Here is a 20927-nt window from a genome sequence, read left to right as displayed (position 1 = left end):
ACTCAAATACCTCTGCATTCGCCAGCACGCCAGTGACGCAACAAATGACCGTATTCGCATCACCGACATCAAAGAGCTGAAGAGCTCCTCCCGCCCTTATCAAGGACTTGCCATCAAAGGGGAAGTTTTTGATCGGATGGAGTGCATCGTCGACCAGATTTCTGACAGTTTTATCCAGTCCATTTATACCGCTTTTAATGAGCTGAGCAGGCTGCGCCTATAATTTGGCGTAGCCATTGAACAACCTTAACTGCCTCAGGGTCGGCACCATGCGGGCCGCAGCTTTATAGAAGACGTCCCTGGCCACAGCCATGCCAGAGCGGGCCAGCTGAACAGCAAGTTGCCCGATTTTCTTGAGCAATGTCCCTACCCCACCAACAACCGTCAACCCTAGTGACACCCAACCCAGAACGGCTGCCAACTTAGGATGGGAGTCAGCAATGACCACTGCAGTTATGGCGGTGGCAGCCGCGGCAATAGCCAATGAAATCAGAGCGGCCGCCAACAATAATGAGGTCCCTCCCGTCATCACGGCGGTCAATACACCAATGCCCGAAAAAAGTATCGCAATCATCAGCGGCCCGTACTTGCCCAACCCAAGTGGTCTGGGCGTGCGGCCGCCCCAAATTTGACGTAATCCGCTGTTGGCTGCGCCAGAACCGACATGGCCGCTGGGATCCTGCACATTGGCAGGGTCGCCGTCGCAGTACCCATAGACATTCCGGCCGCCCACATCGAAGGGGCTGAGGCTATCCTGACTATTGAAGCGTCGACTGTCCGGATCATACCAGCGATACCCCTGACCCAATGGGTATTGATCGTTGTCAGCATCGCGGTACTCGCCGTTGAAGCCCAGTAGCGAGTCTTTTTCGTCCGAAGCATGTTCGCCATAGGCGGTATAGGCGTGATGCTTTATCGCCTCTGCCTGCACGTCGTAGCTCACCAATACTGTGCCCTCGGCGTCGCGCAGTTCAAACAGGGTCCTGTTCACCCCTGAACGCTTGACGCGTTGCACGGTACACGCCGCACTACCGGGGCACAGATGTCGGCTGGCGTCCGTTCCATCCGGGTGATACTCGCCGCGCACCTGAAGCCCGTCATAGATGATCTGACGTTGCTCCTCCCCTTGGCCGCAGGTCATGACGCGGTCCATGGGGTCGTAGGTATAATGCCTCGACCCCGCCTGCGTCATCCGTCCCAGCCAGTCATAGCTATAGGTTTTGCCTTTGTGGTCTCGGGTCACGCGCCCCGCACCGTCATAGATTGGATTCAAAGCACGGGGATAGTCCGAATGGTCATGCGCAACTGCTTCAAGGCGACAGCCACTTTCGCCATCGTAGGTGTAGGTGCTGGTGCAGCTTTCTGTCCCGAATTGGGTGACACACTGACTGATATTACCCAGCGCGTCATAGGTGAACGTCTGACTGTCGATGCTTTTGTTCTTCGGATTTTCCGGCCGCCACACCCCGGTGGAGACGCAAGAGGCGAGCCGCCCGCCTTCCGTGTAGGTCAGATCACGCGAGCCCAGGACTTCGTCACCTTTTTTCAACTGGATCGATTTTAAGCTGTTGTTGAAGTTGTAGGTGCGATGCAGTGCCAGGTCGACCTTGTCACCAAGCTTGAAGTTGCGACTGGTTTCACGTTGCTGAGGGTCGTAGTTGTACTTCACCGTTAGACTTTCCTCGCCCTGCGTAATGACTTCCTCCTGCAAAAGGCCAAAAGAATTGTAGGCATGCGTGGTCTTCAGGTCGCCGCTTTCTGTGGTGTGCCGTTGCCCGAGACTGTTATAGGCATACTTGATCTCACTTCCCTGTACATCCACCTCACTGAGCAAGCGCCCGCCGAATGAATAGGTGCTTTGGGCTTCTTTACCCTGCGATGCTGCGCCCTGCGTTTGCGCTCGTTGCTTGCTTAGGCGACTGTTGAGATCGTGATGGTAGGTCAACAGCCTTTCACCCTCACCTGCCGTTGAGGTGAGTTGCGCTCCATAGGCGTAGGTAAATTGCTTCTCGACACCGGCCGCAGAAACTTTACTCAAACGATTGCCCAGTTCTTTGATGTATTCATAGTTCAGCGTTGTGCCCTCGGCGGTTGTTTTCGAGCTAGCAACCTTACTTGCGCCAACGTAAGTGAAGGTTTCGGTAGAGCGGCCTCGGGAAAGCGAACTCACCCGCCCCCAACTGTCGAAGGTGCGTTTGCCCAATGTCCTTTTTACCCCATCAAACTCAATGTCGATCTGTTGAGCCTCACTGATCAGCCAGTGCCGGGGGTACTGGTAGCTGTAGGTATAAGTGAGTGCCACAGCATCTTCCGCCTTACCTTTTTCCGTGTGTTGCTCACTTAACAAACGTCCGAAGCCGTCGTAGACATACGTGATAGTGATAATCCCGAACTCTGTGGTGGTCTGCAGTTGCTCGACCTGCCTGGCAGGGGTATAGCTGGCCGTCTGGGTTTGGTAAACCGTGCCGCCCGCATCTGTCCACTCTACCTTGGCAACGGTTTCATCCTCGTTGTAGCTCGTGACCTTGCCATGCTTGTCAGCCGCACCTCCGGTCCGTTCGGTCCGCGTCATGGCCACAGGGTCGTAAGCGTTGACTGTTTCTAGACCATCGCTGTACAGACGGCCGCATTCCTCATTCCAGGCGTCGTACTTCAACTCGTACCACTCGCTGACTTGGGTGCCGTCGCTCAGGTAATCATAACGAGTAGTGCGCAACTCACGGCCCAGCTTGTCATAGCTGACGTCCAGAACCAGACGCCATTCAGGTGTTTCAGGTGTTTGCAGATACTCCTTGACCAGATTGCCCTGACCATCATATTCGCGGGCACGTTTCAAACCATTGGGCTCTGTTATTTCCAATCGCCCGGCGGACGGATAGGAATAGGTGGTCACCTGTTTGTAGGTCGGGCTTTGTGCGCAGGTGGTGTGGGTAGACAATCGACCGTAGGCGTCGTAGCCACAGTCGGCTTGATTGCCGTCTTCATCGACCTGACGAATCAGACGACCACTCAGGATGCTGTGAGTCTCTGAAGAGACCCGCTTATAACCCAATGCGTCGGTTTGCGTGGTTGTGGTGGTGAGTTCGGTTTCCTCAAGAGTATAGTCAAAGGTCCGTGCGGGCTCGCCGATCCCTAACAATTTACCCTTACCTTCCGCGGAATCCAGGGTGACTTTCTGCTGGCGCCCTTTGCGAAAGTCATCAGCTTGGTGGTACTCGATCTGCTGTCCGACAAAAGCGGCCTTCGTAATGTCTTGGGCAGCATTAATCATTTGTAAAACATTCGAGATCTTTTTATCAGTTAGACCCGGGATCGGGTGGTAAGTATAATACTTGAAAGCTGTACAATCCTTTACTGTCTTAGTCTGTCGTATAAACCAATTTAGCTCATGCTCTGGAGCGGATGTATCGGCCCAAAAACTACTTTTATTAACACCCTTTCGAACCGCTTCAGCTTCAATATATTTTGAGAGAAAACCCGAGCCATCAGACACAGACTTATCATAAACGCGGTCAAACTCGTCTGGATTCATCGCGAACCATGCAATCTGGTGATCAGTGAGCCCTCCATCGCCTGAACCCAAATTTCCGGCATTTGCTCCCAGCAAAAGCCCATAAAAGGTGCGCGCTTTACTCATACCTTCGTAAAGCGGACCTGAGTGACACCATTCTGTAGTTTCACCGCACTGAGCATTCGAATAAATTTCCATATCCTTGCCAAATCTACTCGACACTTCCTTTTCACTGACCCCCTTATTATCATGATGCGAAATTATCGTTGAACGCTCTAATCCGTCCCTCTTATAATACTTCATGATCTTAGCCCCGCTTTGCGACGCGGACTCTAAAAACAACTCATGGCCCCTATCGTAAAAATAAACAGTCCTCCGAATTGAGTTATCAGTCTTCGCAGAGGCTTTCGAGCCCCCCAACCAAACCGAGGTTACGTAATCCTTTTTATCAACAAGTTCAAAAGAGTAATAGGTGTTAACATCCGTTATACTTCCGCGCGGTGTCAGCGTATGACAGAGAACACTGGGAAGTGCTGACAATTTGGGGTCACCATAAAAATCCAGCCCGTTGTCGGCATAGGTGACTTTTTCTTTAAGACCTTCAAAGCTGATGATCTCGTCCAACAGCCAACCGCAGGTGTCATGATCCTTATAGCCGAAGGTACATGTTGTGCCATCCGCAGCTGTTACTGACTTGAGCGCATAATTATCAAGAGCGAGATTAAAGCTCAGTTTTTCAGCGGCATCGTAAGGCCAGAAGACTATGCTGACTGATGCCTGCGCATATTCCATTTTGAGCAGGACACGTAACGTATCCTTGATTTGTGTCAATTTAATTTGATGATGAGTGATGCCATTTATTTCATGAGCTGTCGCAGTCCACTCTAGGTTAAGAAAGTTGTAGCCATCGGTGGTCAGCGTTTCTGGCATATAGATTTGACTATCGTCCAGCTGTTTCAGAACTTCGATCCTGCCATCCCGGCGTAGCACCGTCAGATTTCCCTGATTCCACTTCACAATGACGGCTGGCTGTTCTAGGTCCTTGTTCTTCTCCACACGCAGTACTTCGCCCGAGTGCAACGTCAACTGCTGGTTTTTTTCATGATAATGGGTAAAGGCGAAGGACCAGCCGTCTCCCAGGCCCGCCGCATTGTTGACTACCGGGGTGTAAAAAAGGCCCATGTCCACCACCGGCCCGGCACCCGCGTTACCGGCCACCGAAAGTAACGGCACATAACATTCAAACAAACCTGTTCGCAGGTCAACCGTGTTGCGCTTTTGAGTGGTGGCATTAAAAATTGTATGGTTCTGCCAATCGCGAGGGTCGAGACCCATGATGTTATGTTCCATGACTCACCTCTGGTTATTCGTGTCGGCTGTTAGCTATGATTGCAACAAAGCCGCATCCGAAATAATTTAGATCGTCGTTATATTAATAACGTGCATAACGTATGCATCGGCAGAACCACACGATGGCTAAAGCACACCCACTCACCCATGGGGCAAGGAGAGCATCTATTACACGAAAAGGAGTATCCGGTTTATCGGTTGGCCACTGTCAATAAAGCCATTTCAAATAGCTAAAGATCTTTCCAGAAAAATGCCGCCTTCCAAAAAACAGATGTGCTGCTGTACCTTGGCCGCCATATAAGTCAATCAATCGTCAAACTACTTCACTCATTGTTCGCTTGCAGGAGCAACATCCTGCTGCCCACTTGGACGAGCGCCATTAGGTAGAGGAGCGTCAAATGAGCCGCTGCTGCCTTTCACCCAAGTCGTTTTCTTTTTATCCCACACAAATAACACACTGGACTTTCCAAGAAGTTGGAATGGCGCACCCAAGTTGGTATTAGTCGTATTTACGGTCGCAGGCGCATCCCCCTTATTTGAAATATACACTAACGTGCCTTCAGTGAACGACGAGTTGCCAGCACTAATAGTTAGCGGGCTGATATAACCAAATTCTCCCCCCAAATAATATACATTAGCCCCCGTCCCGGACTCCGTTTGGATAACACCAGGAGGATTATTCTGGCTAGGAGACCCTTCAAATGCCAATGCACCTGCCGACACCATCATCGCGCAGACTAATACAGATATACCTTTCATGTTCGAAGTCCTTTTTTGGCTTTAAATCAAATGGAGGCACTGGCCCACGAGATAGAAAATAGCACTATCAAAACAAACATCTACTGTCAGAAATAACAGGTGAAGAGCACGATTGGAAATAGCCAACAACTTTATTATTCTATATATGTAAAAATAAATTTAGCACTCAGCACCTGCAACCGCCTTGTGCGTTTTGCGCATGTAAACCATTTTGCGAATGCACTTTCCCACCACCCACCCAAACGGCGAAAACATAAGCCTGCCCTTTGTTCGATGAGCCTTGATGCCCCAATCCAAACACGGGGGCGTTCGCGGGCGACGCCCCTGATATGCACTTTGGTTCTAGCAAACAATTAAATACATAGTTGACGGAATAAGAACCTGCATTTAAAACCTCAGCGCCCTAGGTCGAAAATGCCTTTGACCTATTTCCAAATGCCGGGAAAGCACATGGACCTTCGCCAACTGCGCTACTTCATCGCCCTCAACGAGCACCGCAGTTTCGTGCGCGCTGCGGACGCCATGGGCATCACCCAACCGGCATTCAGCCGCAGCATCCAGGGCCTCGAACAGGAATTCGGCTGTGTGCTGGTCGACCGCGCGAATAAAGACTTGCGCCCCACCCCCGAAGGCCAGGTGGTGCTGCAACACGCCTTGAGCCTGGTGCAAGGCGCGGCCTTGCTGAGCCATGAAGTTACGCGCATGACCAAACTCGACGCCGGTGAGGTGCGCTTCGGCAGCGATGCCGTGGCAGGGGTGAACCTGGTGCCCCAGGCCATGGCGCGCTTTATCTCCACCTACCCCAAGGTGCGCAGCGTTTTGCAGGTGGATAACTGGGAAAAACTCGGGCGTAGCCTAAGCCGTGAAGAGATCGAGTTCTTTATCGCCGATGTGCGTCACTTCGAGGCCGACCCGAGCTTCCAGACCCAGGCCTTGAGCCCAAGACGCACGGTGTTTTTCTGCCGCGACGGGCACCCGCTGCTGGCCAAGGACAGCCTGTCCACCAACGACCTGTTCAGCTACCCGCTAGCCACGCCGCTGATCGCGCCGGGCATTCGCAAGCTGCTGGCCAACCTCAGCGGGCGCGTCGACTTTGCCCCCGCGATCGAGCTGGAGCAGTTTGCCGCGCTGGCCAGCATCGTGCGGCACTCCGACGCCATCGGCCTGGGCGCTGAAGAGGCGTTTGTCGACGCATTCGCCAGCGGCGAGTTGCACATGCTGCACTGGCGCAACCTGCCGCACAATCTGGACAGCCTGCACAACCGCAGTGGGATAATCAGCCGCGCTGGGGTGCGTTTGTCGCCTGCGGCGAAGGCGCTGATCGAAACCCTGCAGGCGGTGGAAAACCAAGCCGATTCGCCCGCGCGAACGTCCCGAAATCATTGAAGCGCACGCCCATCTCGGCCATCACTGTGTGCGCCACCTTGGCCGTCATCTGGCGGATGTAAAATGGATCCTTCACCACAAAATGGTGGATGCCATGGGTGCTGCCAAAGTTGAAGCAGAACGCCTGCAACGGCCACATCCACCAGGGGTTCAACACTTGGGTCTGCTGGATCACGTTGCCCAGTTCCACATCGCCGTAGTAGTGCATGTTGGAGCTGACGAAGTGCAGGCAAAAGGTGCGCAGCACGTTGGGCCCGATGATCACCACGGCGGCGATATCGATCACGTGCATCATCTGCACGGTAGCGGCCGACCATTCAATCGGCGTGTCCATCAGACCCGCAATACCATTGGCGGCATGGAAGCCGAGGAAGATGTACCACGCGCCCCAATGAAGCAGCGCCAGCGGCGCGTACACCAGCAGCGAGCGCTTGATGATCGCTCGTTTGTGCTTCCAGGTTTTGGCCCTCAGGATGCGGATAAACGCCGACATGACGTTATCGCCGACCATCAGCAAGCGCGCAAAACCCCACGGCTCGCCGTTGGTGATGGCGCGCTCTTCCATATCGGTTTCGGTACCGGAGACTTTGTGATGGTTGAGGTGCAGGTGCCGGCGCACCCACGGGTTGATGGTGCTCGGCCGCGCCAGCCACACCAGGCCCATCATCAGGTTATGGGGCAGGCGCTGCTTGCGAAAGTACATGCTGTGGATCAGGTCGTGTTCCAGCTCGTGGGTCAGTGACGCCAGGAACGCATTGAGCAGCAGGCACGCCCACCAAGCCATGTGCCCCGTGATGTAGAGCGCCGCCGAACCCACCATGCCGACCAGCGCAAACGCCAGGATGCCCGCGCCCAGCGCGTCCTGATGCAGCAACCAGGGGTGCCGGCGGCGCAGTCGCACGCCCTCGGCCAGCACCACTTCACGGATATGCGCCGAACGCTGTTGCGCGTTCATCTGCTGGGGACTTGCAGAAGTACCGTCCATGCTCCCATCCTCTTATTTATTGATGGTTACATCCTGCACCAGAGCTTCTTGCAGGACGCTAGCCCCACACGCCAACCTGTTGACCGCAAGCGCCAATCGCCATGACTGAACCCACTTCCCTCGCCAGCTGGACCCGCGCCCTGCGCAAGCAGCTCGACGCCCTGGGCCTCGACAGCGCCGCGTTGTGCGTGCAAGCCGGGCTCGACCCACAACAGATGGACGATCCCAATGCACGCTACCCGCTGTCGGCCACCACGCGCTTGTGGGAACTGGCGGTGCAGGCCAGCGGGGATCCGGCGATTGGTTTGCGGGTGTCGCGGTTTGTCAGCCCCACGACCTTTCATGCCTTGGGCTATGCGTTGGTGGCCAGCGGCAGCCTGCGCGAGGTGTTCGAGCGCATCGTGCGGTATCACCAGGTGGTCAGCGATGCGCTGACGCTGGAGCTCAGTCGCGAAGGCGAGCGTTATCGCTTTCGCCTGCTGCAGCCCCCAGGCAGTCCGGCACCGGCGCTGGAAGCCATCGATGCCTTCGCGGCGATCTATGTGCGCACCTGCCGTAACCGCCTGGGCCGCGACTACGCCCCCTTGGCCGTTCACTTGCGGCGCCCTGAACCTGCCGACCCCAGCCCCTGGCACACGGTATTTCGCGCACCGGTGTTTTTTGGTGCCGAGGAAGACGCGTTGGAATTCGCCGCCCATGACTTCGACAGCCACCTGGACGATGCCAACCCGGAACTGGCCGAACATAATGAGACCGTGCTCAAGCGCACCCTCGCCCAACTGCAACCGTTGACCTGGGAACGCAAGGTACGCGCGGCCATCGAGGCGCAATTGCCGGATGGCGAGCCGAGTGCCGAACGCATCGCCCAAGCCTTGCACCTGAGCCTGCGCAGCTTGCAGCGGCACTTGGCGGATGAGGGCTGCCGGTTTGATACGTTGCTCAATGAATGCCGGGAGAACCTGGCATTGCTGCACCTGCGCGACCCGAACTGCTCATTGGCCGAGATCAGTCATTTACTCGGGTTTGCCGATACCAGCAGCTTCAACCGCGCGTTCAAGCGTTGGACGGGGATGACGCCGGGGCAGTTTCGGGATGGATTGCGGTAGGTAGGTTTGGGGTGATGGTGATGGCCTCATCGGGAGCAAGCCCCCTCCCACATTTGAAATGCATTCCCCTGTGGGAGGGGGTTTGTCCGCGATGGCGATGGCTCAGGCAGCAAAAATACCTGATCAATCAGCGCCCGCGATCACGCCGCAACACTTTCTTCACCCGCGCCACCAGCGCCTTGGCCTCAAACGGCTTGAGCAAATAGTCATCCTCATGCAATTCCAGCCCGCGCAGGCGATCTTCAATCCCGCCCGGCGTGGTCAGGAACAGCAGCGGCGTCTGCCCCTTCTGCCGAATGGCCTGTTGCAGCTTCCAGGCATTCAGACCCGGCAACATAACGTCCAGGATCACCAGGTCGTATTCGGTACTTTCAACAAAGCGCAATGCCGCCATGCCATTCGCCGCGACTTCTACCGTGAAGCCAGCCTCGCTCAGACCTTGAGCCATGCGCTGCGCCAGTTGGGGCTGATCTTCCACTAACAACACCTGCATGCGTTACCTCGTAGTTTGATTACAAAATTGTCATCAAATTGTGCGGCTTCTGACCCTGCCCGCTGGCTAACGTGATGGCCTGTTTTAAGGAGCCTTCACCATGTATCGCACTGCCTTGTTCCTGAGCCTCGCCGCCTGCACGGCCGCTCAGGCTGCGCCCCTCTTGCCGCGTCATGCCGACCTTGATTTGCGCACTGCGCGCCAACTGGCCGATGCCAGCCTGACGCACTGCACCGCCGCACTGACCGTGCTGGACCGCGGCGGCAACCTGCTGGTGGCCCAGCGAGCCGATAGCGTCGGCCCGCACAACAGCCTCGCCAGCCAACGCAAGGCATACACCGCGCTATCGACAAAGACCCCGACCCGCGTGTTCGCCGAGCGCGCTCGCAACAATCCCGAAGCGGCCAACCTTAACAGCTTGCCCGAGTTGCTGTTGCTCGGCGGCGGCGTGCCGCTGTTTGCCGAGGCTGAACTGGTTGGCGCGCTGGGCATCGCAGGTGCCGGCGGCGCGGCACAGGACGAAGCCTGTGCCCTGCAAGCCGCCGAGCAACTGGGCTTAAAAACCACCCCTTGAATCTCCCCTGTCAAAAGGACTTCTCGATGAAAACCCTAAGCATGACCCTTGCCGCTCTAAGCCTGAGCGGCCTGTGCAACCTGGCACTGGCCGACGGCAATCCGCTGAGCGTGCATGTGCTCAACCTTGAAAATGGCCTGCCGAGTGCCGGGGTCAGCGTCACCCTGGAAGAGCACGTGGGCGACCAATGGCAGTCGCTGTCCCAAGGCGTCACCAACCAGCAGGGACGCATTAGCGAACTGTTTCCCGCCAATCGCAGCATAAAGCCGGGTGAGTACCGTGTGGTGTTCAAGACGGGCGACTACTACAAAAAGGCCAACCGCGAGACCTTTTTCCCAGAAGTGCCGGTCATTTTCCGAGTCAAACAGGCCGACCAGCATTACCACATCCCGCTGCTACTCAGCCCGTACGGGTTCTCTACGTATCGCGGCTCATAGGCCCGCAGACAGCCGCAGGCCATTGAAATCGAGTATCTCAATCGCGCCGTAACTGAGCTCAATGACGCCCTGTTGCTCCAGCGTCTTGAGCAGACTGTTAATGGTCTGGCGCGACAGACCCAGCATTGCCGCAAGATCCTCCTGAGGCAAGTGCAACACGCGGCGGGCCTGTTCTATCTCCCCGTAGCCTTCAGCGATCATCAGCAGCCGATGGGCCAGCCGCGCCGACGCGGGCATCAGGCTCATCTGCTCGATATTGATCAATGACAGGCGCAGTTTGTGGCTCATCAGCAGGGCTACATCGCGCCAATACGGCGGATGCCGCTCCAGGATGCCGAGCATTGCCGCCTGCGGCACCTGCAGTAATGTGCATGGCCCCATGGCAAGGGCATCATGGGTACGCGGCAGGCCATCGAACAGGCAGATTTCGCCGAACCAGTAAGGCGTCTCAACCAGGCTCAATACCGCCTCCTTGCCCTGGGCATTCACTGCACTGATACGCACCCCACCTTCCAGCACTGCATACACACCGCACGGGGGATCACCGCGCTTGAACAGCAACTGTCCTGCCGTCAGCGAGCGTGGCCGGGCCGCTGCCAGCAAGCTACGCTGCAAGTCTGAAGGCAGATGACGGAACCAGTGGCCACAGCCCAACCGGGCGTGCCATTTGTCTGCGTCCATGTGAACTCCGAAGATTGTCGCCCAACTGACAGTTCGCCACAGGCTGACAGGGCATGATCAAACATCCTACAGGAGGAATAACAATGAAAAGCCTCGTCGACCATCTCAGTCAATACGCCGCCTACCATCGCGACCCGCGCAATATCGCCAGCCACTTTATCGGCATCCCGTTGATTGTGGTGGCGGTTGCCGTGCTGCTGTCGCGCCCCGAATGGGCCGTGGGCAGCCTGTGGATGTCCCCCGCCGTGATTGTCGCGCTGTTGTCGGCGTGGTTTTACCTGCGCCTGGAGCTGGCTCTGGGTGTGCTTATGACGGTGCTGATGGGCCTGTCAGTGTGGGCCGGGCATGTGCTGGCGGCGCAAAGCACGCTGGTGTGGCTCAGCAGCGGCGTGGGGATGTTTGTGGTGGGCTGGGTGATCCAGTTTGTCGGCCACTATTACGAAGGCCGCAAGCCCGCGTTTGTGGATGACGTGTCGGGACTGATTGTAGGGCCGTTGTTTGTGGTGGCGGAGTTGGCGTTTCTGCTGGGGTTGCGCCAGGGGCTCAAGCAGCAGATTGAAGAGCGGTCGGGGCCGGTAACTCGTCGTGATCTAAAGCCTAGCGAGGTCTGATGTGGGAGGGGGCTGCCCCCTCTCACATTCAGATCCCATTCCCCTATGGGATATTGGGTGGGCTTTTAAGCTTTTTGCCAGACCTTGGGCTTGAAGAACAGGGTTTCGCCACGGGCCAAACCGGTCAGGCTATCGTGGTCCTTCACCACTTCAGCTTCGATCAGCTCGCTCTGGCCTTCCACCTTCAACGTCACACGGGTTGTCGCGCCGAGCGGGCGAATATCACGCACTTCAGCGGCGTGGTGATCCTCCAGCTCATGACGCGACAGCGACACTTCGTGTGGACGGAACAGCACGTGCTGGTCTTCACCCAGGTGCAGGCGGTTCGAATCACCCAAGAAGTGATAGACGAAATCGCTGGCCGGGTTTTCGTAGACGTCGCCCGGTGAACCGATCTGCTCGATCACGCCCTTGTTCATCACCACGATGCGGTCGGCGACTTCCATAGCCTCTTCCTGGTCGTGGGTCACGAACACCGAGGTCAGGTTGATGTCTTCGTGCAGGCGCGCCAGCCAGCGGCGCAGTTCTTTACGCACCTTGGCATCGAGGGCACCGAAGGGCTCGTCCAGCAGCAACACTTTCGGTTCCACCGCCAGGGCACGGGCCAGGGCGATACGCTGGCGCTGGCCACCGGAGAGTTGCTCCGGGTAGCGATCGGACAGCCAGTCCAGTTGCACCATGTTCAGCAGCTCATGCACTTTGACCGCGATCTGGCTTTCATTCGGGCGCTGGTTTTTCGGTTTCATGCGCAGGCCGAACGCCACGTTGTCGAACACCGTCATGTGGCGGAACAACGCATAGTGCTGGAACACGAAGCCGACGTTGCGATCACGCACGTCGTGGCCGGACACGTCTTCACCGTGGAACACGATGCTGCCGTCATCCGGGGTTTCCAAACCGGCGATGATGCGCAGCAAGGTGGTCTTGCCGCAGCCGGACGGGCCGAGCAAGGCCACCAGCTCGCCACTCTGGATGTCCAGATTGATGCTGTTCAGGGCCTTGAAGGCGTTGAAGTTCTTGCTGACATTACGGACTTCGATCGACATGACTTATTCCTCAGCCGCACCGGCGCGCAGGCGGTTAATACGGTTCTCGCTCCACTGCTTGAGCAGCAGGATGAAGAGCGCCAGGATCAGCAGCAGACTCGCCACCGCAAACGCAGCAACGTGGTTGTATTCGTTGTAGAGAATCTCGACGTGCAGCGGCAGGGTGTTGGTCACGCCGCGAATGTGGCCGGACACCACCGACACCGCGCCGAACTCACCCATCGCCCGTGCGGTACACAGCACCACGCCGTAGATGAGGCCCCATTTGATGTTCGGCACGGTGACATGCCAGAACATCTGCCAGCCATTGGCACCGAGCAGGCGCGCGGCCTCTTCTTCCTGGGTGCCCTGCTCCTGCATCAGCGGGATCAGTTCACGGGCCACGAAGGGCACGGTGACGAAGATGGTCGCCAGCACGATGCCAGGCAAGGCGAACACGATCTGGATGTCGTGCTCCTGCAGCCAAGGGCCAAAGAAACCCTGGGCGCCGAACATCAGCACGTAGACCAAACCGGCGATGACCGGCGACACCGAGAACGGCAGGTCGATCAGCGTCACCAGGATGCTCTTGCCACGGAACGAGTACTTGCTCACGCACCACGCGGCGCTGACGCCGAACACCAAGTTGAGCGGCACCGAAATCACCACGGCGATCACCGTGAGTTTCAGCGCCGACAGCGCGTCCGGCTCGAGGATCGCGGTGAAGAACGCACCGAGGCCGTTTTTCAGGCCTTGGGTCACCACGATCAACAGCGGCAACAGCAGGAACAGTGCGAACACCAGCCAGCCAAGGCCGATCAGGATGCGTCGGGACGCAGCACTGCCACGGCGGGCGGCGTTGGCCGAGGACGCGGCGGAAATAGACGATTGGGACATGTTCCGCGCCTCCTTATGGACGTTCGATGCGCCGCTGCAACAAGTTGATCAGCAGCAGCAGGACAAAGGAAACCACCAGCATCAGCACGCCGATGGAGGTGGCGCCGCGGTAGTCGTATTGGTCGAGCTTGACCATGATCAGCAACGGCAGGATCTCGGTTTTCATCGGCATGTTGCCGGCGATGAAGATCACCGAACCGTACTCACCGACGCCACGGGCAAACGCCAGGGCGAAACCGGTCAACCAGGCTGGCAGCAACGCAGGCACCAGGATGTAGCGGAACACCTGCAACGGCTTGGCACCCAGGCAGGCGGCGGCTTCTTCGACTTCCCGGGGAATATCGGCCAACACCGGCTGCACCGTGCGTACCACGAACGGCAGGGTGACGAAGGTCAGCGCCAGGGTGATGCCCAGCGGCGTATAGGCGATCTTGAAGCCCAGGTCCGCGGCGAACTGGCCGACCAGGCCGTTAGGCGTGTACAGCGCCGTCAGGGCGATACCGGCGACGGCGGTGGGCAGGGCGAAGGGCAGGTCGATCATCGCATCGATGATCTTGCGACCGGGGAAGGTGTAGCGCACCAGCACCCAGGCCAGCAGTGTGCCGATCACGCCGTTGATCAACGCGGCGTACAGCGCCGTGCTGAAGCTCAGTTGCAACGCCGCCAGCACGCGCGGTGCGGAGATGATGTTCCAGAACTGATCCCAGGTAAGTTGAGCGGCGTGTACAAACATCGCCGCGAGGGGGATGAGTACGATCAGGCTGAGGTACACCACGGTGTAGCCCAGCGTCAGCCCGAAGCCGGGTATGACGGGGGAGATACGACGCGACATAAGAGTCCTTGGTTAAAGGGTAGAAACCACTGCAGGAGCGCGCCGTAAATGTAGAGGTAACTTACTGTGGCGAGGGAGCTTGCTCCCGCTGGCGCGCGAAGCGCTCCCAAACCGGTATCCGCGTTGCACCTAGTGCAACTCGGTTGTCTGATTTTGGGGCTGCTTCGCAGTCCAGCGGGAGCAAGCTCCCTCGCCACAGTAAGGGCCTCTCCACAGAAAGTGGGCTCCTACAGGTACTTTGGTTTACTGCGCGGTGTAGATCTGGTCGAACACGCCACCGTCGTTAAAGAATTTCGGTTGGGCAGTTTTCCAGCCGCCGAAGTCTTTGTCGATAGTCACCAGGTCCAGTTTCGGGAACTGCTGGGCGTATTTGGCGGCCACTTTTGCATCGCGTGGGCGGTAGAAGTTCTTCGCCGCAATCTCCTGGCCAGCCGGGCTGTACAGGTGTTTCAGGTATTCGGTGGCGATCTCGGTGTTGCCTTTTTTCTCGGCGTTCTTGTCGACCACGGCCACCGGAGGCTCGGCGAGGATCGACAGGGAAGGCACGACGATATCGAACTTGTCAGCGCCGCCGTCTTCTTTCAGGGCCAGGAACGCTTCGTTCTCCCAAGCCAGCAACACGTCACCCTGACCGTTGTTGACGAAGGTGATGGTCGAACCGCGAGCACCGGTGTCCAGCACAGGAACATGCTTGAACAGCTCTTTCACGTATTCCTGGGCCTTGGCTTCGCTGCCACCGGTTTTCAGGCCATAAGCCCAGGCGGCGAGGAAGTTCCAGCGGGCGCCGCCGGAGGTTTTCGGGTTCGGGGTGATCACCGACACGTCTTTCTTGATCAGGTCGCCCCAATCCTTGATGCCTTTAGGGTTGCCCTTGCGCACCAGGAACACGATGGTCGAGGTGTACGGGGTGCTCGCATCCGGCAGGCGGGTCTGCCAGTTTTCCGGCAGGGTCTTGCCCAGCTTGGCGATTTCGTCGATGTCACCGGCTAGGGCCAGGGTGACCACGTCGGCGCGCAGGCCGTCGATCACGGCACGGCCTTGTTTGCCCGAACCGCCATGGGATTGCTGGATCTTGACGTTGTCGCCCGGGTGAGACTGTTTCCAGAAGGTGGTGAACTCAGCGTTGTAGTCCTGGTACAGCTCACGGGTAGGGTCGTACGAGACGTTGAGCAACTCGTAGTCCTTGGCAACCGCGGAACCTGCAAACACGGCGCTGGCCAGGGCGGCTAGGGCATAACGGCGAATCGACGACATAGAAGCTCCTGAAATTCTGGGGTGTTGGCTTTTTCTTATAGATGCGGGTCTAGCATGCGAATCGCCGTTCTTGCTTAGCTCGGTTTGTTACCCGGATTCTGCAAACGGAATTTTTCTTTGCGTTCAATCTGAACCACTTGGGCGTTGTGCACCGTGATTTCCACCGCGCCAAACCGCAGATCGCGCAGGGCGCTCTGGATCTCACGCAAAATGGCTGCTTCGTCCTGGCCGTCGACGCTACGTAGAGATGCGCTCATGGTCTCGCTCCTGAAATGAATAGTGCCTCGCAGTGGCGGCACTGCTTGCGGCGTGAGGGCGATAGTAGATAAGCGCGGATATTCTTAAAAATACTATTTAAGAATGTTTATATAACCAGAAAGAATTTTCTGATGGGACGCGGGGTTGCGCGCGGGTTCTGTGCCAGAACGCAAAAATAAAGTCTTGAGCAGATTCAAATATGGGAGGGGGCTTGCCCCCGATGGCGGTAGGTCAGTCAAGAATTTCTAACCTGATACACCGCTATCGGGGGCAAGCCCCCTCCCACATTTTGACTGCATTTCAAGGCCTGATTACGGGGGCCCGTGACCAATCGATTTCCTGCGCCGGCATCGGTTTCCCAAACCAATACCCCTGCCCCATGTCGCACTGCTGGTCGAGCAGGAAGCGCGCCTGTTCCTCCTGCTCGATCCCCTCGGCATGCACCTGCATGCCCATGCTTTTCGCCAGGGCGATCACCACGCGCACGATCGCCGCGTCATCCTCATCCCACGGCAAGCCGGCGACGAAGCCCTGGTCGATCTTGAGCTTCTGCACCGGCAGGCGCTTGAGGCGCAACAGCGACGAATAACCGGTACCAAAATCATCGATGGCCAGGCGCAAGCCCAGCTCGCGCAAGCGGTGCAGTTGCTCCAAGGCCACTTCAGGGTCGTCCATCACGGCGCTTTCGGTGACTTCCAGCTCGAGGAAAGCCGGGTCCAGGCCGGTGTCATGCAGCACTTGGGCAACCTGTTCATACAGCTCGCGCCGGGCAAACAGGCGGCTGGACACGTTGATCGCGATAAAACTCAACGGCGCCCCCTGCGCCAACCAATCGCACATCTGCCGGCAAGCCTGGTCCATCACCCAGGCATCGATATCGGCAATCAGCCCGGTGCGCTCGGCAATCGGGATAAATTCCCCAGGCGGCACCAGGCCACGCGCCGGGTGCTGCCAGCGCACCAGCGCTTCGACGCCAATCAGGCGGCTACCATTGAGGTCGTGTACCGGCTGGTAGTAGACGCGCAACTCTTTCTGCTCAAGGGCACGGCGCAGCTCGCTGGCGATTTCCACGCGGTTTTGCGCGTGGGCGGTGAGTTCTTCGGTGTACAGCGCATAGCCCTCACGGCCGGTGCTCTTGGCCTTGAACAGCGCGGAATCGGCGTTGCGCAGCAGTTGTTCAGCGCTCAACGCGTCATTGGGGAACAGGCTGATGCCAATACTGGCGCTGATAAACAGCTGATGGCCGTCGAAGAGGAACGGTTGTTTCATCGCCTCCAGCATGCGTTGCGCCAAGCTGGCCGCTTGCGCCACCTGTGGACAACTTTCCGCCAGCACGGCGAACTCATCCCCACCCAGGCGCGCCAGGGTCACGCCGGGGCCGAACAGTGCCTTGAGCCGTTCACCCACCAGCTTGAGCAACTGGTCGCCGACGTTATGGCCCAGGCTGTCGTTGATGATCTTGAAGTGGTCCAGATCGAGCAACAGCAGGGCGCAGCCGCGCTTGTGGACTTGCGCCGACGCCAGCGCCTGCTGGGCGCGGTCGGTAAACAGCAGGCGATTGGGCAGGTCGGTCAGCGGATCATGGTGAGCGAGGTGGGCCAACTCGTGTTCGGAATCCTTGATCGCGCTGATATCGGAAAACACCGCCACGTAGTGGCTGACCTGGCCCAGGTCATCGTGGATGACACGGATGGTTTGCCACTGTGGATAAATCTCGCCGCTTTTGCGTCGGTTCCAGATTTCACCGCTCCATTCGCCGCAGCGCTCCAGGCTCTGGAACATCTGCTGGTAGAAATTCGACGAATGGCGACCGGACTTGAACAGGCTGGGCTGGCGACCCATGACGTCTTCACGGCTGTAACCGGTGATTTCCATGAAGGCCCGATTGACGTGCACGATCAGCCCCTGAGCGTCAGTGACCAACACGCCTTCGCGGGTGCAATCGAACACGGCCGCGGCCTGGCGCAGGCGTTCACGGTTTTCCTTCAGGGGTTGCTGCTGCTGGTTGGCACGGGCAAACCGGGCGCAGATCAAGTAAATCACCAAGGCACTGAGTGCCACCCACACATAGCCGCGCACCTGCAGCCAGTGGTTCAACGCACTCGGTTTATCGAGAAACTCGATCAATAACCGCTCAGTCAGGCTTATCCACGTCATCGAAACCAGCAGATATACCAGCCCCGCCCACCGGGCACCTCGGTATGAAAACAGCATATGGTCAGTAATCCTTACCAAAAAAACATAATCGCCCCACAAAGGCTGCGGATTATAGAATAAGAAACATCCAGTCACTCCTATCTGAAAGGGCGGCTGGTTTTCTCTGTAGGCTTAGTGATAATGCGTGAGCTGTTTTTTTCTTTATCTGAGGGCCATACAGCCTATGTGGTACAACGGTTTTCTTGACTTGTCAGCCTGGCAATTGGTGGCAGTCACTCTGTTGATGACCCACGTGACCATCATTGCGGTCACGGTCTATCTGCACCGCTATTCAGCCCATCGCTCCCTGGAGCTCAATGCAGGCCTGAAACACTTCTTCCGCTTCTGGCTGTGGCTGACCACGGCGCAGAACACCCGCGAGTGGACGGCCATCCACCGCAAGCACCACGCCAAGTGCGAAACCGTCGACGACCCGCACAGCCCGGTCATCAAGGGCCTGTCCACCGTGCTGCGCACAGGTGCCGAGCTCTACCGCGCCGAGGCCGAAAACCCGGAGACCCTGCGTATCTACGGCAAGAACTGCCCGGATGACTGGATCGAACGCAAGCTCTACACCCCCTACCCGCTACTCGGCGTGGCGATCATGGGCGTGATCGACCTGCTGTTGTTCGGCACCATCGGCATCACGATCTGGGCGATCCAGATGATGTGGATCCCGTTCTGGGCCGCCGGTGTGATCAATGGCCTGGGCCATGCCGTGGGCTATCGCAACTTCGAATGCCGTGATGCGGCGACCAACCTGGTGCCGTGGGGCATCATCGTCGGGGGCGAAGAGCTGCATAACAACCACCACACCTACCCCAACTCCGCCAAGCTGTCGGTGAAGAAATGGGAGTTCGACCTGGGTTGGGCGTGGATCAAAGTGTTCAGCTTCCTGCGCCTGGCCAAGGTGCAGCGCGTTGCGCCCATCGCCCACCGTGTAGAAGGCAAGGGCCACCTGGACATGGACACCGCCATGGCGATTCTCAACAACCGCTTCCAGATCATGGCCCAGTACCGCAAGTTGGTAATCGGACCGTTGGTCAAGCAGGAACTGGAAAAGGTCGATCACTCCGTTCGTCACCAATTCCACCGCGCCAAGCGTCTATTGTCGCGGGAAACCAGCTTGCTGGACGACCGCCACCACCTGCGTATCCAGAGCATGCTGGAGCATAGCCAGGCCCTTAAAGTGATCTATGAAAAGCGCCTGGCGCTGCAACAGATCTGGCTCAAGACCAGCTCCAATGGCCACGATATGCTCGCCGCCATCAAGGAATGGGTACACGAGGCCGAGGCCAGCGGCATCCAGTCCCTGCGGGATTTTGCCCACCAATTGAAGACCTATTCGCTGCGCCCTGCATCCATATGACAACAAGGCGGGAGGGCCTTCCCTCCCGCCCATCAGCTTTTTGGCGCCATTTCTCGGACACCGTCAATCGATCCTATTGACGGAACTTCACTGCAATTCGCCTCTCTCAATGAACACTTCGCCATCATGGTGGCCCCTTGTAGTGACCGCTGCTCCAGTTTGCGGCGCGCCCAGAGAGAGTTGTGCCGATGGTTCACGAAAAGTCCTCCTTAGTCGACGCGCCCACAGCTGAGCATTCCCGCCCAGCTGCGGCGGCGACCCTGCTGGCGCTGGTGCATGCCCAGGGTGAAGTCGAGCGATTGAGCGAGCGTGAGCAGCTGCTGAGCTCGATGCTGGTCAGCGTGAATGCCGTGCTGTGGGCCATCGATTGGGAAACCCGTCGCGTGCTGTACGTGAGCCCGGCTTACGAGCGGGTGTTCGGTCGCTCCGCCAGCCTGCTGCTGGCCGACCATCGGGAGTGGCGCAACAGCATTCACCCCGAGGACCTCGACTACGCCGAACACAGCCTGGCCCGCGTGCTGGAGCAGGGCGCGGTTGAAGACCGGGAGTACCGCATCATCACGGCCAACGGGCAGATCCGCTGGCTGAGCGACAAGTGTTATATCAATCAACAGGTTGAGCCCGGCGAACCGGTGATCGTGGTCGGCATGGCCGAAGACATCACCGAAAAGAAACAACTTGAGCTGGAACTGCACCGTCTCGCCACCACCGACGTGCTGACCCAGAGCAGCAACCGCCGACACTTCTTCGAATGCGCCAACCAGGCCTTCGACACTGCCTGTGCCCAAGGTGCACCACTGGCCTTCCTTCTACTGGACATCGATGACTTCAAGGACGTCAACGACACCTACGGTCACCTGGAAGGCGATCAGGTGTTGCGGCGTATCGCCGAGAGCGGTCGCGGGGTACTGCGCCGTGGCGACCTGTTCGGGCGCATTGGTGGCGAAGAGTTCGCCGCTGTCCTCCCCGGCTGCGCACCGGAGATGGCGCTGCAGGTCGCTGAACGACTGGGCAAAGAGATTCAGGCGCTGAGTTTCAGCTATGAAGGCCAGGCCTTCAGCGTGACCATCAGCCAGGGCCTGGCCAACCTCAGCGAGTCAGACTCGACCCTGGACAGCCTGTTCGCCCGCGCCGATGCGGCCATGTACGAGGCCAAGCGCCTCGGCAAAAACCGCGTCATCGCCGGCTAGTGGTCGACTGATC

At 57.9% G+C, this 20927-nt stretch carries 18 protein-coding genes; 7 read left to right on the top strand and 11 right to left on the bottom strand.

Going from position 1 to position 20927, the window contains the following annotated elements; translation table 11 throughout:
• Positions 1-217: 217 nt before the first annotated feature.
• Both QCBJ_RS00445 and QCBJ_RS29970 read right to left on the bottom strand, forming a co-directional pair.
• Positions 218-4861 carry an RHS repeat domain-containing protein gene (locus tag QCBJ_RS00445; protein ID WP_102059910.1) on the bottom strand — a complete coding sequence of 1548 codons (4644 nt, stop codon included), beginning with the start codon at positions 4859-4861 and terminating at the stop codon, positions 218-220.
• 327 nt (positions 4862-5188) lie between these two features.
• Positions 5189-5620: a hypothetical protein gene (locus QCBJ_RS29970; protein ID WP_145994211.1), complete on the bottom strand. Its 432-nt coding sequence runs from the start codon at positions 5618-5620 to the stop codon at positions 5189-5191.
• Between the two features lie 450 nt (positions 5621-6070).
• On the opposite strand from QCBJ_RS29970, the gene QCBJ_RS00440 reads away from it, so the two are divergent.
• Positions 6071-7006: a LysR family transcriptional regulator gene (locus QCBJ_RS00440; RefSeq protein ID WP_102059909.1), complete on the top strand. Its 936-nt coding sequence runs from the start codon at positions 6071-6073 to the stop codon at positions 7004-7006.
• Here the strand turns inward: QCBJ_RS00440 and QCBJ_RS00435 are convergent.
• Positions 6897-7991 (bottom strand): fatty acid desaturase, encoded by a 1095-nt coding sequence (locus QCBJ_RS00435; RefSeq protein WP_102059908.1) that lies wholly within the window; start codon positions 7989-7991, stop codon positions 6897-6899. The two genes, QCBJ_RS00440 and QCBJ_RS00435, sit on opposite strands and share 110 nt — an antisense overlap.
• 101 nt (positions 7992-8092) lie before the next feature.
• Between QCBJ_RS00435 and QCBJ_RS00430 the strand changes: the two genes are divergently transcribed.
• Positions 8093-9097, top strand: coding sequence for an AraC family transcriptional regulator (locus tag QCBJ_RS00430; RefSeq protein WP_012721632.1), 1005 nt, complete (start codon positions 8093-8095; stop codon positions 9095-9097).
• A gap of 127 nt (positions 9098-9224) precedes the next feature.
• On the opposite strand, the gene QCBJ_RS00425 is transcribed toward QCBJ_RS00430, so the two are convergent.
• Positions 9225-9590 carry a response regulator gene (locus QCBJ_RS00425; RefSeq protein WP_043204631.1) on the bottom strand — a complete coding sequence of 122 codons (366 nt, stop codon included), beginning with the start codon at positions 9588-9590 and terminating at the stop codon, positions 9225-9227.
• A 100-nt stretch (positions 9591-9690) separates the two neighbouring features.
• Between QCBJ_RS00425 and QCBJ_RS00420 the strand changes: the two genes are divergently transcribed.
• Positions 9691-10164, top strand: coding sequence for a heme-binding protein (locus QCBJ_RS00420; protein WP_102059907.1), 474 nt, complete (start codon positions 9691-9693; stop codon positions 10162-10164).
• Positions 10165-10190: 26 nt separating this feature from the next.
• Entirely contained in the window at positions 10191-10601 is a 411-nt protein-coding gene (uraH, locus tag QCBJ_RS00415; protein ID WP_064054178.1) for a hydroxyisourate hydrolase, read from the top strand.
• Here the strand turns inward: uraH and QCBJ_RS00410 are convergent.
• Positions 10596-11282, bottom strand: coding sequence for a Crp/Fnr family transcriptional regulator (locus QCBJ_RS00410; RefSeq protein ID WP_102059906.1), 687 nt, complete (start codon positions 11280-11282; stop codon positions 10596-10598). The genes uraH and QCBJ_RS00410 overlap by 6 nt on opposite strands.
• 83 nt (positions 11283-11365) lie before the next feature.
• On the opposite strand from QCBJ_RS00410, the gene QCBJ_RS00405 reads away from it, so the two are divergent.
• Positions 11366-11893, top strand: coding sequence for a DUF962 domain-containing protein (locus QCBJ_RS00405; RefSeq protein WP_102059905.1), 528 nt, complete (start codon positions 11366-11368; stop codon positions 11891-11893).
• A gap of 65 nt (positions 11894-11958) precedes the next feature.
• On the opposite strand, the gene QCBJ_RS00400 is transcribed toward QCBJ_RS00405, so the two are convergent.
• The 6 genes from QCBJ_RS00400 to dibA form a co-directional block, all read right to left on the bottom strand.
• Positions 11959-12939 (bottom strand): sulfate/molybdate ABC transporter ATP-binding protein, encoded by a 981-nt coding sequence (locus tag QCBJ_RS00400; RefSeq protein WP_046034569.1) that lies wholly within the window; start codon positions 12937-12939, stop codon positions 11959-11961.
• A gap of 3 nt (positions 12940-12942) precedes the next feature.
• Positions 12943-13815, bottom strand: coding sequence for a sulfate ABC transporter permease subunit CysW (gene cysW, locus QCBJ_RS00395; protein WP_012721626.1), 873 nt, complete (start codon positions 13813-13815; stop codon positions 12943-12945).
• Between the two features lie 13 nt (positions 13816-13828).
• Entirely contained in the window at positions 13829-14647 is an 819-nt protein-coding gene (gene cysT / locus QCBJ_RS00390) for a sulfate ABC transporter permease subunit CysT (protein WP_012721625.1), read from the bottom strand.
• A 243-nt stretch (positions 14648-14890) separates the two neighbouring features.
• Positions 14891-15901 carry a sulfate ABC transporter substrate-binding protein gene (locus tag QCBJ_RS00380; protein ID WP_093546230.1) on the bottom strand — a complete coding sequence of 337 codons (1011 nt, stop codon included), beginning with the start codon at positions 15899-15901 and terminating at the stop codon, positions 14891-14893.
• A gap of 74 nt (positions 15902-15975) precedes the next feature.
• Entirely contained in the window at positions 15976-16158 is a 183-nt protein-coding gene (gene oscA, locus QCBJ_RS00375; protein WP_003170956.1) for a sulfur starvation response protein OscA, read from the bottom strand.
• Positions 16159-16459: 301 nt separating this feature from the next.
• The gene (dibA, locus tag QCBJ_RS00370) at positions 16460-18373 is read right to left on the bottom strand and encodes a phosphodiesterase DibA (protein WP_102059904.1); all 1914 of its coding nucleotides are present in this window, start codon (positions 18371-18373) and stop codon (positions 16460-16462) included.
• 166 nt (positions 18374-18539) lie between these two features.
• On the opposite strand from dibA, the gene desA reads away from it, so the two are divergent.
• Together desA and QCBJ_RS00360 are read left to right on the top strand one after the other, a co-directional pair.
• Positions 18540-19724 (top strand): delta-9 fatty acid desaturase DesA, encoded by a 1185-nt coding sequence (desA, locus tag QCBJ_RS00365; RefSeq protein WP_012721622.1) that lies wholly within the window; start codon positions 18540-18542, stop codon positions 19722-19724.
• Between the two features lie 188 nt (positions 19725-19912).
• Positions 19913-20914, top strand: coding sequence for a sensor domain-containing diguanylate cyclase (locus tag QCBJ_RS00360; RefSeq protein ID WP_102059903.1), 1002 nt, complete (start codon positions 19913-19915; stop codon positions 20912-20914).
• Positions 20915-20927: the final 13 nt, after the last annotated feature.

Source organism: Pseudomonas sp. QC2, from assembly GCF_002859085.1.
Classification (GTDB): domain Bacteria; phylum Pseudomonadota; class Gammaproteobacteria; order Pseudomonadales; family Pseudomonadaceae; genus Aquipseudomonas; species Aquipseudomonas petroselini.
The sequence above is the reverse complement of the archived record's forward strand: the minus strand, read 5'-3'. Positions and strand labels throughout refer to the sequence as shown.